At 59.8% G+C, this 15,070-nt stretch carries 15 protein-coding genes; 5 read left to right on the forward strand and 10 right to left on the reverse strand.

Translation table 11 applies throughout. The features are described from left to right. Positions 1 to 61: 61 nt before the first annotated feature. On the forward strand, positions 62 to 1,333 hold the full coding sequence (locus B2696_RS00175; RefSeq protein ID WP_286953129.1) for a glycosyltransferase 87 family protein: 1,272 nt from the start codon (positions 62 to 64) through the stop codon (positions 1,331 to 1,333). Here B2696_RS00175 and B2696_RS00180 read toward each other — a convergent pair. The 3 genes from B2696_RS00180 to B2696_RS00190 form a co-directional block, all read right to left on the reverse strand. Then, entirely contained in the window at positions 1,291 to 1,608 is a 318-nt protein-coding gene (locus tag B2696_RS00180) for a transcriptional regulator (protein ID WP_075729667.1), read from the reverse strand. The genes B2696_RS00175 and B2696_RS00180 overlap by 43 nt on opposite strands. Positions 1,609 to 1,611: 3 nt before the next feature. Continuing rightward, entirely contained in the window at positions 1,612 to 2,109 is a 498-nt protein-coding gene (locus B2696_RS00185; RefSeq protein WP_286953130.1) for a hypothetical protein, read from the reverse strand. A gap of 110 nt (positions 2,110 to 2,219) precedes the next feature. After that, positions 2,220 to 3,317 carry a DoxX family protein gene (locus B2696_RS00190; protein ID WP_286953131.1) on the reverse strand — a complete coding sequence of 366 codons (1,098 nt, stop codon included), beginning with the start codon at positions 3,315 to 3,317 and terminating at the stop codon, positions 2,220 to 2,222. Between the two features lie 220 nt (positions 3,318 to 3,537). Between B2696_RS00190 and B2696_RS00195 the strand changes: the two genes are divergently transcribed. Next, positions 3,538 to 4,629, forward strand: coding sequence for a glutathione S-transferase family protein (locus B2696_RS00195; RefSeq protein WP_286953132.1), 1,092 nt, complete (start codon positions 3,538 to 3,540; stop codon positions 4,627 to 4,629). Here B2696_RS00195 and B2696_RS00200 read toward each other — a convergent pair. Beyond that, the gene (locus B2696_RS00200; RefSeq protein ID WP_286953133.1) at positions 4,583 to 5,479 is read right to left on the reverse strand and encodes a LysR family transcriptional regulator ArgP; all 897 of its coding nucleotides are present in this window, start codon (positions 5,477 to 5,479) and stop codon (positions 4,583 to 4,585) included. The genes B2696_RS00195 and B2696_RS00200 overlap by 47 nt on opposite strands. 69 nt (positions 5,480 to 5,548) lie before the next feature. On the opposite strand from B2696_RS00200, the gene B2696_RS00205 reads away from it, so the two are divergent. Continuing rightward, positions 5,549 to 6,244 carry a LysE/ArgO family amino acid transporter gene (locus B2696_RS00205; RefSeq protein ID WP_286953135.1) on the forward strand — a complete coding sequence of 232 codons (696 nt, stop codon included), beginning with the start codon at positions 5,549 to 5,551 and terminating at the stop codon, positions 6,242 to 6,244. A gap of 49 nt (positions 6,245 to 6,293) precedes the next feature. Here the strand turns inward: B2696_RS00205 and B2696_RS00210 are convergent, their stop codons facing one another. Both B2696_RS00210 and gatB read right to left on the reverse strand, forming a co-directional pair. Next, a complete protein-coding gene (locus B2696_RS00210; RefSeq protein WP_286953136.1) occupies positions 6,294 to 7,340 on the reverse strand; it encodes an NAD(P)-dependent alcohol dehydrogenase in 1,047 nt (348 codons plus the stop codon). Between the two features lie 20 nt (positions 7,341 to 7,360). Beyond that, the gene (gene gatB / locus B2696_RS00215; protein ID WP_286953374.1) at positions 7,361 to 8,866 is read right to left on the reverse strand and encodes an Asp-tRNA(Asn)/Glu-tRNA(Gln) amidotransferase subunit GatB; all 1,506 of its coding nucleotides are present in this window, start codon (positions 8,864 to 8,866) and stop codon (positions 7,361 to 7,363) included. Positions 8,867 to 8,925: 59 nt separating this feature from the next. On the opposite strand from gatB, the gene B2696_RS00220 reads away from it, so the two are divergent. Next, entirely contained in the window at positions 8,926 to 9,693 is a 768-nt protein-coding gene (locus B2696_RS00220) for a DUF4261 domain-containing protein (protein ID WP_276623430.1), read from the forward strand. Positions 9,694 to 9,704: 11 nt separating this feature from the next. Here the strand turns inward: B2696_RS00220 and B2696_RS00225 are convergent, their stop codons facing one another. Together B2696_RS00225 and B2696_RS00230 are read right to left on the reverse strand one after the other, a co-directional pair. Beyond that, positions 9,705 to 10,736 (reverse strand): ATP-dependent 6-phosphofructokinase, encoded by a 1,032-nt coding sequence (locus tag B2696_RS00225; RefSeq protein WP_075729658.1) that lies wholly within the window; start codon positions 10,734 to 10,736, stop codon positions 9,705 to 9,707. Between the two features lie 18 nt (positions 10,737 to 10,754). After that, positions 10,755 to 12,152: a DHA2 family efflux MFS transporter permease subunit gene (locus B2696_RS00230; RefSeq protein WP_286953140.1), complete on the reverse strand. Its 1,398-nt coding sequence runs from the start codon at positions 12,150 to 12,152 to the stop codon at positions 10,755 to 10,757. Positions 12,153 to 12,222: 70 nt separating this feature from the next. On the opposite strand from B2696_RS00230, the gene B2696_RS00235 reads away from it, so the two are divergent. After that, positions 12,223 to 12,546 carry a hypothetical protein gene (locus tag B2696_RS00235; RefSeq protein WP_276623433.1) on the forward strand — a complete coding sequence of 108 codons (324 nt, stop codon included), beginning with the start codon at positions 12,223 to 12,225 and terminating at the stop codon, positions 12,544 to 12,546. 68 nt (positions 12,547 to 12,614) lie between these two features. Here B2696_RS00235 and B2696_RS00240 read toward each other — a convergent pair whose 3' ends face one another. After that, entirely contained in the window at positions 12,615 to 13,544 is a 930-nt protein-coding gene (locus B2696_RS00240; protein WP_286953143.1) for a siderophore-interacting protein, read from the reverse strand. A gap of 40 nt (positions 13,545 to 13,584) precedes the next feature. Next, on the reverse strand, positions 13,585 to 15,069 hold the full coding sequence (gene gatA, locus B2696_RS00245; RefSeq protein WP_075729654.1) for an Asp-tRNA(Asn)/Glu-tRNA(Gln) amidotransferase subunit GatA: 1,485 nt from the start codon (positions 15,067 to 15,069) through the stop codon (positions 13,585 to 13,587). Position 15,070 lies beyond the last annotated feature (1 nt).

Genomic DNA, 15,070 nt, shown 5'->3' on the forward strand with positions numbered 1-15,070 from the left:
TTTGAATACCAGCCGCGTCCCTTGCGCGCGTCTGACTCCTCATAACCTATCCTTAAACGCGATGAAACCCGCACACTCGATTCTTCGCCACACGCTCGCGGCGTTTGGCCTCATCGTCGGTGTCATTGGCACGTGGCTCCACACTCGCGTCACGGACTTCCCCATTGACATGGTTATCTACCGCGAGGGCGTCAAGGCCTATCTGGAGGGACGCTCCGTCTACTCAGAGCCGATGATGGCGGGCGATGTCGCCCTGCCCTTCATCTACCCACCCTTCGGGGCCTTTGTCATGGTGCCGCTCACGGCCTTTGGGTGGATCGACAACGATATGGCGGGCAACATCATGATTGTCCTATCCAATATCCTCGTGCTGGTCTGCCTCTACTTCGTATTCCAGGCCATCCTGCCAAAGCGCGATCTGCTGTGGCCGGTGGCGGCCTGCGTGTGGGCCCTCGACATGGCCATAGAGCCCATTCGGCTCAACAATGATTTCGCGCAGATCAACATCGTTGTCATGGCACTCGTTGTCCTTGACCTTGTTCCGCGCAGGCGCTGGCTGCCCCAAGGAATACTTATCGGCCTTGCCGCTGCCATCAAGATCACCCCGCTGGCCATCTTGCTCTACTTCCTGTTGCGCAAGGAGGCTCGGCCCATCTTCACGGCTTTAGCCAGCGCCGTTGTGGCCACTGTGGTGGCTGGGCTCTTTCGCTGGCAGGCCTTCGTGGAGTTCTTCTCCACCAAGCTCTTCGCTTTGGGTTCCGGTTCCAACGTGGGTGTAGCCACAGAATACCAATCCAACAGTTCCATCAAGGGTGCTTTGCAGCGCCTCTTCTCCTCTGCGGAGTCGATGGAAGCACAATCAACGCTGTTGAACGTGACGTGGCTAGTTCTTTCCCTCGTGGTGATTGTCTGCGGCTCGGCGCTCATCCTCGCGCTTCTCAAGCGCTCCATGCTTGTCGACGCCCAGCTCATCACCGCACTCGTCATGCTGCTCATCTCACCGGTGTCGTGGTCGCACCACTGGGTATGGCTCAGCCTTGTCGTGCCTGTATTCATCTACCGGGCGTGGACGTGGCGCCATCACACGTGGGTCGCGGGCTCCCTGCTGACAGTATTGGTGGCGTGGCTCGCCATGCTCGTCACCGTCCCGCCTAAGTGGTGGTTCGGTGATGCCATCAATGTCTTTGCCATGCCCTTCTATCAGAAGTTCCTCGTCGATGACTTTGTTTGGCTGGCGCTCATTTCGGTAGCGCTTTACGCAATCTGCCTACGCACTGTTCCAGCCACCGCTCACAGCTCCTCCCCCGCGAGCTCCCGCAGCGCGGCTATGTGAGAGTCAAAGGCCGCGAGCCCCCGAGCATTGAGAGTCACCCACACTGTGTCCTTGGCGCGGGTGGCACCGTACTCGCGGAAACGGTCGACGTAGCCCGCTTTTTCCAGCACGCCCAAGTGCTTGGAAAGGGTGGGATCACTAACCCCCAACTCTTTCCTCAGCGCGGAGAACTTCATCTCGCGCCGCAGAGACTTTTCCACCGCGCCCCGCGCCTTGAGGACGGCGCAGATTTTAAAGCGCGGCAGCGGGTAGATGACCGAATCTATCTCCCCCATGATCTAGCTCCGCGCGTTGACATCAAGCATGCGGGTCTGCAGCACCCAAAAGATGGCTATGGCCCAGCACACTGCCAGGAGGAGAGCCCAAGGCAGGCGGGAGGAGAGAAGAATGAAAAAGCTGCCGGGCAAGAGGATGATTGCTATGGCGATGAGATACTGTTTATCCGGCTTAACCTGGGTTTCCGGTGCCTGCCGGTAGGAGCTACGCACCTTCGGGCGTGCGGACGCCAATCCCACGGTGCTTGCAATATAAACCACAGCCAAGATAAGCAGTCCACTCCATGCCGGCCACTGTGGGCCCTGTGTCAAGATGAGAAAGAACCCAGGCACAGCGAGCGCAATGGCGAGATTAAGGAGCCACCGAAAGCGGGAGCCACTGCGAGACTGAGCAGTGACTTGTTCTTGAAATTCTAGAGACTTCCTTGCGACGTCCTTGTGGACTTCTTTGGGGACTTCCTGACCTTCACCTCTGTCATCCATGCCGTCCCTGCCATCCATGACGGGTCTCCTTTCTCGCCCTTAAGCGCGGCACTTACATACCCACGCGTTTGCTTTCCTTTAGGGCTACTATAACAGTTTCCAATCCGGAAAGTATGAGGAAGCACAGGCTAGGACAGTGGGTTCACTCCCGCCCCAAACCACCACAGTGCGGCTGCTGCGGCCACCGCAACGACGACCCAGATCCAGGAAGATGCCAGGGGGCGGCGCGCCCAGCTGCGCTTGAAGTCGAGGGAGACAAACCCAGGCCCGCTGAACTGCAGCGCCACGGCGAGTAGCACGAGGATAAGAGCGAGCCAGACCTGCGCCGGCCAGGCAAACACATCGAAGCCGGCGCCCGCAAAGGCCACGGTATGCAATAGGCCAAAGGCGGTGACAACCACACCCACCGCCGCCGCGAAGGGGAATACCAAGCCAAAGAGTAAGAACGCGCCGGCCACCAGCTGCAAGGTCGGTACAACGATGGCGAGCACAGCGGGCATGGCGTAGCCGGCATACTCCGCCTCCAGCCCACTTAGCCCCTCATTGCCGCCCAGCCCAAAGAAGGTTCCCAGCCCCGCGACGATAAGGTAGGCGCTCAGCGCAATACGAGCAACGAAGAGCCCGAAGTCTAGAGTTCCACGGCGGCCATAGGCGCGATAGCCTTCCGCAGACTCAGTGGCAGTCTCTTCCTCGCCAGCTGCCGCATCCTGAATGTCATCCTCCTGGGAGGGAGTAGGCATCGCCGCCGGCGCAAGAAGAGTCTCGGGATGTGCCTGCGGCGAAGCAGTCTCCGAAGCGGCGGCCGGGGCGAAGTCCTCGTCATGATAAGCCGCAGCGGGCTCGTCCTTCGATACAGAGAGCACCTCCGTCTCCGCAGGCTCAGCAGATTGCGCAGGCTCTGCGTCTTGTTGTGCAGCCTCCGGCTGCGCGGCAGACGCAGGCATAATCTCGGTGGGCTCGCTGGCCACCGGTTCTATCTTTTGGGGAGCGGCGCGGCCCGCCCAGGAAAAGACATCCTTCTTGGGCTGCTCCTTGGAGACCGGGGGGCGAATAGCTTCCGTCTTACTGCCTGCTGGACCAGAATCCGCAGCTGGCTTGGGGGGCTCCTTATCAGCAGGTGCAGGAGCAGGCTCTGGGGCGGCCTTGCGCGCAGAGGGTGAATAAGTGGGAACGTCAACGTCCTCATTAAGGTCAGTAGCTTTATCGGGGGTGTTCTTATCGCTCATGTCTCCAACTTAGGGCAGCTGCCGGCGCGTTCGGCGCAGACGCGACGGCGTGGCACTGACTTTCTGCCTCCTCCCTCGGCCTAGACCAGACCATTGCGCCGGATCGGAAGCGGCGCTACCATGGCCTTAAGAAGTTGTTGACACATATACAATTAACGCCTCCAGCCTTCCTAGCCGGGGCCAGGGGCCACCACTAGCACCGCGAATGGAGAAGAAGATCATGAGTACACACAAAGATGCCGACTGGACAGAGGATGCCCACAACGCCTCCCCGGACGGGGAGTTCGTCCGCGATACCAACTACATAGAAGATCGCATTTCCCCCACAGTCTCGGAGCCCACTAAGCAAAGTGACGGCACCTTCTTGTGGCCCATGGAGGCAGGTCGTTACCGTCTCATTGCCGCGCGTGCGTGCCCTTGGGCGCACCGCGCGGTGATTACCCGCCGCCTCATGGGATTGGAGGGCGCCATTTCATTGGGACTGGCTGGCCCCACGCACGATGTTCGCTCCTGGGCATTCAACGTCGATCCGGGAAATATTGACCCGGTTCTCGGCATTGCCCGGCTGCAGGAGACCTACTTCAACCGCTTCCCCGACTACCCGCGTGGCATTACTGTTCCCGCGCTCGTGGAGGAGTCCACCGTGCGCGTGGTCACCAACGATTACAACTCGCTGGTGCGTGACTTCATCACCGCCTGGACCCCTTTCCACCGTGCGGGCGCACCGGATCTCTACCCGGCCGAGCATGCCGCAGAGATAGACAAAGTCAATGACTACGTTTTTCGCTCCATCAACAATGGTGTCTACCGCTGTGGTTTTGCCGGTTCCCAAGAGGCCTACGAGAAGGCCTATGCCCAGCTCTGGGAGGCGCTTGATTGGGCCGAGCAGCACCTAGGCAAACAGCGCTACCTGGTCGGGGAGCACATCACCGAGTCCGACATCCGGCTCTATGCCACCCTCATTCGCTTCGATCCCGTCTACTACGGGCACTTCAAGTGCTCGCGCACCAAGATCGCCGAGATGCCGAATCTACGCGGTTATCTCCAGGAGCTCTTCCAGCTCCCGGGCTTCGGCGATACTACCGATTTCACGGAAATCAAAGAGCACTATTACATCGTCCACAAGGAAATTAACCCCACCCAGATTGTCCCCGTGGGCCCGGACATGTCTTGGCTCATGGAGGCTCACGGCCGCGAGCGCTTCGGCGGACAGCCCTTCGCTAAAGGCACTACCCTGCCTGGCCCGGTACCTGCGGGAGAAGAAGTTAAGAATCCCGAGCCTTTCCAAGCTTCGATGGTGCCAAAGCCCTAGCCGCATCCAGCACGTCCCGGGTCAGGGCTTCGAGTACTTCCGATTCCAGGCGCCAACGTTGCCAGTAGAGGTCGATGTCGAGCGGCTTGTCGTCAAGAAGTACCAACTGCCCCGCCTTGAGTAGTTCGCGCGCCTGCAACTTAGAGATAAGCCCCCACCCTAGCCCGCAGCGTACCGACTCCAGGTATCCCTCCGATGAGGGGATCTGTGACACCCGCGCGCGCACCACGTGAGAATCGATAAAGCGCTCTCGCATGGCATCGTTGACCGTCTGATCATTGGGCCCGTAGCCCACGAGCGGCATAGTTTCCCAGGTTATCTCCCCCGCCGCAAACTCCCGGGCCAGCCGCGGGCAGGCCACCGCGTGATAGCGCATGGTACCGATGAAGCTGGATTCACACCCGGACACCGGCGTGTGCTCGCGCGTGACGGCGCCGAGCACGTCCCCGCGCCGCAGCAGGGCCAGTGTGCGGGCCTCGTCCTCGATCCGGATGCGCAGCGCCGCCTCCCCCCGCCGCGCAGTCTCATCGATGACCCCGCGAAACCACGTGGCCAAAGAGTCCGAGTTGATGGCCACCGACAAAGGCACGCGCGCTAGGCGACGCCCCAGCGCCACGTCCGTCTCCGCCTGCAGCAGCGCCATGCGTCGCGCCGCCTGAACAATAATCTCCCCCGCATCCGTGGCGGTGACGGGGTTGGTGCGCCGCAGAAGAACTCGCCCCGTGGCGGCCTCCAGCGATTTAATCCTTTGGCTTACTGCCGAAGGCGAGATACCAAGCACCGCGGCGGCCACCTCGAAGCTGCCTTCCTCGACGATGGTGAGCAAAGTTTCCAGGTGAATAGGGTTCATGAAGCTATTCTAAACCATATTAAGAGAGTTTAACTGGACTTCATATAAGCCCGAAGGCACACTAGGCGCATGATGATTTTGCTCGCCGGTTTTATAATGGGTCTCTCCCTCATCGTGGCCATTGGTCCCCAGAACGCCATGATTATTAAGCAGGGAATCAGGAGAGAGTACGTCACCCTCATCCTGGCTGTCTGTGCCTTGTCAGACGTCATCTTGATCTTCTCCGGCACCGCAGGCGTGGGCTACCTAGTAGACCGCCACCCCGAGCTCTTGACCATTATGAAGTACCTGGGTGCGGCCTACCTGAGCTACTTTGCCTATACCTGCTTCCGCGATGGGCTGCGCCGGCGCGAGTCCACGACTACCCTCGAGCAATCCGCTCCGGCTAGCGTGGAGGAAGTAGACTCCTTCGACGGCAGCGCGCGCAGCGGCACGCTACTCACTCGCGTCAAGACTAAGCGTCGCACCGCCACCCGCCCGTGGCTCAAGCCCCTGCTCACTGCACTCGCCCTGACGTGGCTGAACCCCGCGGCATATGTCGATACCGTAGTGATGATGGGCAGCATGGCCAATCAATATGGCGAGTCCGGACGCTGGATCTTTGCCGCCGGCGCCATCACCGCCAGCTTCACGTGGTTTCCCTTCATCGGCTATGCCGCCACCCGCTACTCCCACGTGCTCTCGCGGCCACAGGTCTGGCGCATGCTCAATATCGCCGTCGGCTTCATGATGGTCGCCTTGACCCTCAAGCTTCTATTGCACTAACGCAGCTCAATGCAGCGACTGACACAATGCGGCTTTTGGCACAGAGCCCCTAGAAGGTCTCCGTGTCAATAACGAAGCGGAACCGTACATCACCAGCAACAACACGGTCATAGGCGTCATCCACCTCATTGATGTCTATCTTCTCGATGACAGCCCCGAATCCATGCTCGGCGCAGAAATCGAGCATCTGCTGGGTCTCTGTGATGCTGCCGATGTTATTGCCCGTAAGCACCTTACCGCCGCCGATGAGGCTGCCAGCCCGGACAGCGAGTGCCTCCGGAGGCAGTCCAACAATAGACATCGTGCCGCGCGGCTTAAGCAAACCAAGATAGGCATCGAGATCGTAATGCGCAGAGATGGTTGAAAGGATGAAATCGAACTCACCGCGGTGGTTCTTGAAGAAGTCCGGGTCCTCCCCCGTAGCCAGCGTGCGTACCGCTCCCAGCTTCTTCGCGTCCTCTTCCTTGCGGCGGCTGCGCGAAATGACAGTGACCTCTGCGCCCTTGGCCGCAGCGATCTGCACGCCCATGTGCCCGAGCCCGCCGAGACCGACGATGGCCACCTTCTGCCCCGCCTGAACGTTCCAGCGCGCGAGCGGAGAATAGGTGGTGATTCCGGCGCAGAGCAGCGGCGCTGCCTCATCGAGGTCGATTCCTTCCGGAATGTTCAGGACGAAATGCTCGTTGACCACGATCTTCTGCGCGTAGCCTCCTTGCGTGATGGTGCTATCAACATCAGTGCTGTTGTAGGTGCCCACATTACCCCGCAGGCAGTCTTGCTCCATGCCTTGGAGGCACTGCTCGCATTCGCCACAGGAGTTGACCATGCAGCCCACGCCCACGCGGTCACCCACCTGGAACTTGGTCACTTCATCGCCTACTGCTGAGACAACTCCGGCGATCTCGTGTCCGACGGTCAGTGGGAAGTGAGCCTCGCCCCACTCGTTGCGGATGGTGTGGATATCAGAGTGGCAGATGCCTGCGGCTTTGATGTCGATGAGGACATCATCGGCGCGCAGGTCACGCCTTTCGATCTCCACCACGCGGAAGGGCTCCTGCGGGGCGGTTTTCTGTAGTGCTTTAGTCTTAATTCCCATGGTCGACCATGGTACCTGGCTTAGTTCAACTTTGCCGCGATGAGCTTGTTGACCTGCGCGGGGTCCGCCTTGCCGCGGGTAGCCTTCATCACGGCTCCCACGATTGCACCTGTTACCTTCTTGTTTCCGGCGCGGTACTTCTCCACGATGTCGGGATTAGCAGCCAGGGCCTCATCGACGGCCTTTTCGATAGCACCGTCATCACGAACGACCTCCAAGCCGCGCGCCTTTACCACCTCATCGATGTCACCCTCGCCAGCGAGCACGCCGTCAACAGCCTTGCGCGCCAGCTTGGTGGTGAGCTTGCCCTCCTTGATGAGCCCGATGACGCGTACCACCTGCTGCGGGGTAATAGGCAGAGCAACCAACTCGACACCGGCCTCGTTGGCCTTGCCGGCTAGGTAGGATACCCACCAGGAACGCGCCTCAGAGGGCTGCGCGCCTGCCTCGACCGTGGCAATGATGAGGTCAAGCGCGCCGGCGTTGACAAGGTCACGCATCTCCTCATCCTTGATGTCCCACTCCTGCTGGATGCGCGCGCGGCGAATCCACGGCATCTCCGGTAGGGTCTGGCGAATTTCCTCGACCCACTCGCGCGGGGCGATAACCGGCGGCAAGTCCGGATCGTTGAAGTAGCGGTAATCATCCGCCGTTTCCTTCGGACGACCCTTGGAGGTGGTTCCATTGGTCTCTTGATAATGACGAGTCTCTTGCTCGATGCTGCCGCCATCCTCCAAGACGCGGGCCTGGCGCTGCATTTCAAAGCGCACGGCCTGCTCAACCGAGCGCAAAGAGTTAATGTTCTTCGTCTCCGTCCTCGTGCCAAACTCCTCTTGGCCGATGGGGCGCAGGGAAAGGTTCGAGTCAACGCGCATCGATCCCTGATCCATACGGGCATCGGACACACCGAGTGCTGCTACCAGCTCACGCAAGGCCCCCACGTAGGCTTTCGCCACCTCCGGGGCACGGGCACCCGCACCGATGATGGGCTTGGTAACAATCTCGATGAGGGGAATCCCGGCGCGGTTGAAATCCACCAGGGAGGTGGTTGCGCCTTCGATACGTCCGCCGACGCCACCGAGGTGGGTGAGCTTGCCAGTATCTTCTTCCATGTGTGCACGCTCGATCTCCACGCGCCACTTCGTTCCATCCTCGAGAACAACATCCAGGTATCCGTTGTAGGCAATGGGCTCGTCATACTGCGAGATCTGGTAGTTCTTGGGCTGATCTGGGTAAAAGTAGTTCTTACGTGCGAAACGCGAGGACTTCGCAATCGAGCAATTGAGCGCCAGGCCAATCTTGATGGCGCCCTCTACGCCCTTGGCGTTGACCACAGGCAGCGCGCCGGGCAGGCCCAGCGAGACTGGATCAACGTTGGAGTTGGGGGCTGCAGAGAAGTTCGTCGCCGAGGAGGAGAACATCTTGGTCTGGGTATTGAGCTCGACGTGGACCTCCAGGCCCATCACCGGATCAAAGGTTTCGAGGACTTCATCAAAGTCCATGAGGTCATACATCGCAGCAGTCATGCGTGCCATCTTAATACCTCGCTATGCCGCAGGTGTTCACACGCCCTAGGCTGGCAGTCATGACTACGCCCCATTCCGTTGCTGCCCCGCTTGTCGAAGCCCCCTTGCTCAACTCCGTCCTCTTCTCATCGTTGCCTACCTCGGAGGAGCTCAGCACTTTGCTGAGCGCTGAGTTTGGGACGGGTCTGCATAAACTCGAACAAGGCTACGAGTTCGAGGATGTGCACCTTGCCGTGCGTGGTATCGCGGCGAAGCCTAGCGCGCAGGCAGAGTATTCTTTTCACCCTGTGCTCAGCGGCAATCCCCACGACTTGAATGACGTTGGCGCACATATTCTCATCGGTGTGGTGGAAGGTGGCGATATCTTTGATAAGGCGCAGCAGTTCCGTGAACCCCGCTTGCACCAGATTCGGTTATTGCTCAGGGCCACTACGGCATTACTACGTGCTTCCCAGGCGCGGGCCGTGCACCTGATGAACGCAAATACCACGGTGTTTCCCGAGCCTTTCTTCGAGGCCATCTCTCGCGATGTATTATCCATGTCCGCGGCGACTGTATGGGTCTTTCCAGACAAGGATGGCCTGCATGCCTTTACCTACGGACTGACCAGCGCCGGACACCCCGAGCTGGAGATTGCTGATTCACACGCGGACCCCACTGAGCTTTATTATCGGCTGGTCAATATCGCCGACCACGTACTGCAAGGCGCCTCCTTTAAGGATGGTGACACCCTAGCCTTCTCAGAAAACGAGAAACCCGCCTCCATTTCGGAGACGGGCTGGTTTGTCAACGCGGAGATTCCAGCGCTGAACATATCCTGGGCTTGAACTGCGGAAATCTAGCCAAAGAGTGCGCGGGCTGTAGCATAGCGGCGATGAGGAACGACCTTGAGCTCGCCTACTGCTTCCTCGAGTGGCACAAGCTCAATATTCTCGCCGTGCAAAGCCACGCACATGCCGGAGCGATTATCGTGCGCGGCGCGAGCGGCGTGTACGCCGTAACGGGTGGCCAAAACGCGGTCATAGGCGGTTGGCGTACCTCCGCGCTGGATGTGCCCAAGGACGGTGGTGCGCACGTCATAGCCGGTGCGACCCTTGATCTCATTCGCGATGACGTGGCCGATTCCACTGAAAGTCTGATGCCCGAACTGGTCGACGCCACCTTCCGAGTAGTCCATGGTGCCTTCCTTGGGCATGGCACCCTCGGCTACGCAGATGATGCCGTACTTCTCTCCCATTTGAAAGCGGCGTTCCATGGCCTTGCAGATCTCGGCGATATCAAATGGCTCCTCGGGGATGACGGTATAGTGCGCTCCCCCTGCCATACCAGCGTGCAGCGCGATCCATCCGACGTGGCGGCCCATAACCTCCACGATGAGGATGCGGTTATGAGATTCCGCGGTGGTGTGTAGGCGGTCGATAGCATCAGTGGCTACGGAGACCGCAGTATCAAAACCGAAAGTGTAATCCGTGGCATTAACGTCATTATCAATGGTCTTAGGCACACCAACCACCGGAATGCCGTTATCGGAGAGCCACTTCGCTCCCTTCAGGGTGCCTTCTCCACCGATGGCAACAAGCGCATCAACCTTGGCGTCCGCCAAGTTGGCCTTAATCTGATCGAGGCCGGCCTTGAACTTATCTGGGTGAAGACGGCCAGTGCCCAAGATCGTGCCACCGCGTAGGAGGATGCGGTCAATCTCGGCATCATCATAAAGGTCGCGACGGCGGTCCTCCATAAGACCGACCCATCCATCCTCATAACCGACGACGGTGTCACCGAACTCGTTGGAAGCGGTGCGAACGACCGCGCGGATAACGGCATTGAGTCCGGGGCAATCGCCGCCGGAGGTAAGTACAGCAAGGCGCATGCCCTCCAACTTACCTCGCTACGTGTTGCTATGCAGAGTGTCGCGGAAGAAGAGCGAGGCAACAAGGCCTCCTAGCAGCGCAACGACGATGACAAACACCGCGTGCACGAGCCCCAAGGCGCCCTGCGCCATCTGCATCGCCGCCGATGCCACGGCCACGCCTAGGACCGAACCGAGCTGGCGGGAGGTGTTATAAACACCAGAAGCAGCTCCCATTAAGCGCGGCGGGACATCACGCATCGTCGTCGCAGCATTACTCCCCCACACGAAGGATTGGCCGACTCCCAGCAGAACCACCGGGATAAGCAACCATAATGCAGAAAGATCCGCGCCCATGATGAATGCGGCAGCAGCCAGAGCCACGATGAGGGTGCTGAACCCGGAGATAGCAAGGATTCGCGGCGCAAGCTTATCCGCCAGCGCGCCTGCGGCAGGAGAGAGAACCATGGAGACCACAGCCATGGGCGCTACCAAAGCGCCAGCCTCTCCCGCATTCAAGCCCTTAAAGTCCTGAAGCCAAAACATCAGCGGCAGCATCATTGATGCCGCCATGAATCCCATCGCGACGATGGCTATAGAGCCCGCAGAGTAATTGCGATCCCCAAAAAGCTGAAGCGGAACTAGAGCCTGAGTGCCGCGTCGAGGCGCCGTCGATTGTAACCAGACAAACAAGCCCACAAAGACTGCACCTGCCGCCAGCAGCAGCCAAATCTTCCACGTCCAGCCCACCTCAGGGCCCTGTTGAATTCCAAACACCAAGGCTCCAAGAGCCAAAAGCGAAACCCCGACCGAGACGTAATCTACTTGCCGTGCCGTGGTGGGCAAGGCGGGAACCCACACAGTGACCAACACGACGGCCAAAAAGGCGAAAGGTACATGAACCCAAAATACGGACTGCCAGCCAAATGCACTGACGAGGAAACCGCCTAACAACGGGCCCGTCAGCGTAGCGACAGAGCCCACAATTCCCCAGACGCCCAAAGCACGTCCGCGCCTTTCGCGGGCAAATACTCGGTTGATAACGGACATCGTCTGCGGCATCTGAATAGAGGCTCCGAGCCCTTGGACCACTCGAGCCACGATGAGGAACTCAATGTTAGGGGCGAGCGCACAGGCCACAGCGCCAATGCCAAAGAGCGTGATGCCGATGCGGAACCCGGTCCGCTGGCCATAGATATCTCCGAGCCGCCCCGTAAACAACAGCGGAACCACCACCGCGAGCAGATAGACGGCCGATACCCACATGACTTGGTTGATGCTCGCACCCAAGTCATGCTGGATGCCACTAAGCGCCACCGCCACCATCGTCTGGTCCAACAAAGAGACAAAGAAGCCGACAGAGAGGGCAAACATAGCCTTCCAGGCATCGCGTTGCGAGGGCAGGGCATTCGGGGGCACGGGAGGCAACACGGTCATGCGTGGAAGTCTAGCTACTGCGTCCACCGCTTAGTCCACCAAGCCGGCTTTGAGCCTACAATCGGGTTCCATGTCAATGATCAGCATTAAGAAACCACAAGAAGTATCCACCGCCACCACCGTTGCCTTGGGCCTAATCGGCGGCTGGGTCACAGCAAAGGAAACCGGAATCCGGCCACTGGGCGGCGTCATTCTCGCAGCAGCCGGCGTGTGGGCCGGGCGCTCTTGGGTGGCCAAGACCAACGTTGCCACCACTGCCGCCCTCAGCTCTCTTTACCTAGGCGGATTTGGAGCCTCCCACCCGCTCGCAAAGAAGATAGGCGCATGGCCCTCCGTGCTCACAGTTACTGCAGCCGCAGCCGGTGCCGCTTACGCGCTCTCCGACTCCAAGTAAATCTCCCACCCCTCGATGTACCCCTCAACCTACGCGCTCTTAGCGTAGCGATTGAAGGGGTACTTAGATTACTTGGACTTCCAGTATCCGGCGCAGGAGACCTGTTTCTTGTCTAGGCGCCGTACTTTAAGCAATTCCTCCCGCAGGAGGCGGGCCATGCGTGACTCGCCACGCACGAACCACTGGCAGGAGGATTCGCTCGGCGTGTAACGCACCGCGGCGTCCGCCAGTGCCATCCCCGGCCGCCGATCCTCCCGATAAACCCAATGCACCTGTGCGTTGGGCGGGAGGGAAAGCTCATGACCGGGGCGCTCCACTTCAAGGAACACCGTTGCCGCTACTTTCTCCGGCAGTGCCTCGAGGCCTGCTGCAATGGCCGGTGCGGCCGACTCATCCCCAACAAATACGCAGCGCTGTACATAAGGATCGGGGCGCCACTTTCCCTTCGGACCATAGAACCCAAACTTCTCACCGGGCTCGACGTTGCTCGCCCACGGACCAGCCACCCCGGCCGTACCGTGAATGAAGAAATCGATATCCATCTCACCTGTCTCCGCATCGAGACTCCGCACGGTATAGGTACGAGACACCGGCATAAGATGCTTTGGCTGCGTCCGTTTGAGCTCAGATCGATCGAAAGGCCACGTGTACTGCGCCCCCGGCGGAGCCAACACAATCTTGATGCGAGAATCTGTGTGCGCTAGGCGCGTTCCGCGCAAAGAGGGCGCCGAAACGTGCAGGCGCACCATGCTGGGAGAAAGAACTTCCTTAGACACCACGGTGGCCTCGACACCTTTGAATCCCATGGCAGAGGAAACAGGCAAAGAAGCGGGAACTGACGGCATGTGCGGGAGCTGGGCTTGATTGCGCGGCTGCTCTGCGGAGAAGCCGGCGCTAAAACCCTGGCTAAAGCCCTGGGCAAAGCCCTGCTGGTAGCCTTCACTAAAACCCCGCAAGAAGTCATCGATGTCCGGGGTCTGTCCTGGATTATTATTCACGGCGACTCCTTGCTGGGGGCGATGGGCTATTTACGCCAGTCTACTTGCGTCCAGACTCATAGGCCGCGCCGACCTTGTAGAGGCGATCGTCCGCAAAGGCCGGAGCCATGATTTGCAGACCGGTGGGCAGGCCAGTGTCAGAGGCCAGACCCGAGGGAACCGACATACCGCACAGACCGGCAAGGTTCAGCGGCAGGGTGCACAGGTCGAAGTTGTACATCTCCATCGGGTCCTCGACCTTGTCCCCCAGCTTGAAGGCTGTGGTCGGGGTGGTCGGGGAAACGAGGACATCGACCTTGTCGAAGGCGCGCGCAAAGTCACGCGAAATCAAAGTACGCACACGCTGTGCCTGCAGATAGTAGGCATCGTAATAACCCACAGAAAGTGCATAGGTGCCCAGCATGATGCGCCGCTTGACCTCGGAGCCGAAGCCTTGGGCGCGAGAGAGCGACATAACCTGTTCCGCAGAGTGGGTTCCATCATCGCCCGCGCGCAGGCCATAACGCATGCCGTCGAAGCGGGCAAGGTTGGAGGAGACCTCACAAGGCATGATGAGGTAGTAGGCCGACAGCGCCGCGTCGAAGTGCGGGCAATCAACCTCTACGGTCTCCGCGCCTTGGGAAACCAGCTGCTCAACCGCGGCGTGGTAGGCCTCCATGACGCCGGGCTGCCAACCATCACGCTCGAATTGCTTGATGAGACCAATTTTGACGCCGCTGAGGTCTCCGTTCGCGCCCTCGCGCGCCGCGGCAACTACGGGAGCCACGGGCTTGTCGACGGAGGTTGCGTCGAAAGCATCGTGTCCAGCAATAACCTCGTGCAAAAGGGCGGTATCGAGTACGGTACGCGCGCAGGGGCCCGCCTGATCCAGGGAAGATGCTGCAGCGATGAGGCCATAACGGGATACCGTGCCATACGTGGGCTTAACACCGACCGTATTCGTCAGCGCGGCCGGCTGGCGGATAGATCCACCAGTATCGGTGCCTATTCCCAAAGGAGCCTGGCCAGCGGCCAGCGCTGCAGCCGTGCCACCACCGGAGCCACCAGGCGTACGGGTGGTGTCATAAGGGTTGTGCACCGCGCCAAAAGCCGAGTTCTCACTCGATGAGCCCATGGCGAACTCGTCCAAGTTGGTCTTGCCCAAAATGGGGATGCCTGCCGCGCGCAGCTTCTTTGTCACGGTTGCGTCATAAGGAGAGCGATAGCCCTCCAACATCTTGGATGCTGCAGTAGTAGGAGCATCGACGGTGACCAGCAAGTCCTTGAGGGCCAGCGGGACGCCGGCCAGTGCAGAAGCAGGGGCCTCCCCCGCGTCGAGTGCGCTATCTACGGCATCAGCGGTGGCTAAAGCTTCCTCGGCCCCGACGTGGAGGAAGGCATTGAGTTCGCCGTCAGTCTCCGCGATACGGTCTAGGAAAGCCTGGGTAACCTCGCGGGAGGTCAGCTCGCGCGAGTGAATCTTTTCCGCAAGCTCGGCTGCGGTATAAGAAAGCAGTCCTTCGGACGGGGCTAGACAACTAGACATT

Origin of the sequence: Corynebacterium sp. UBA4397 (assembly GCF_002390965.1) — a bacterium.
Classification (GTDB): Bacteria; Actinomycetota; Actinomycetes; order Mycobacteriales; family Mycobacteriaceae; genus Corynebacterium; species Corynebacterium flavescens.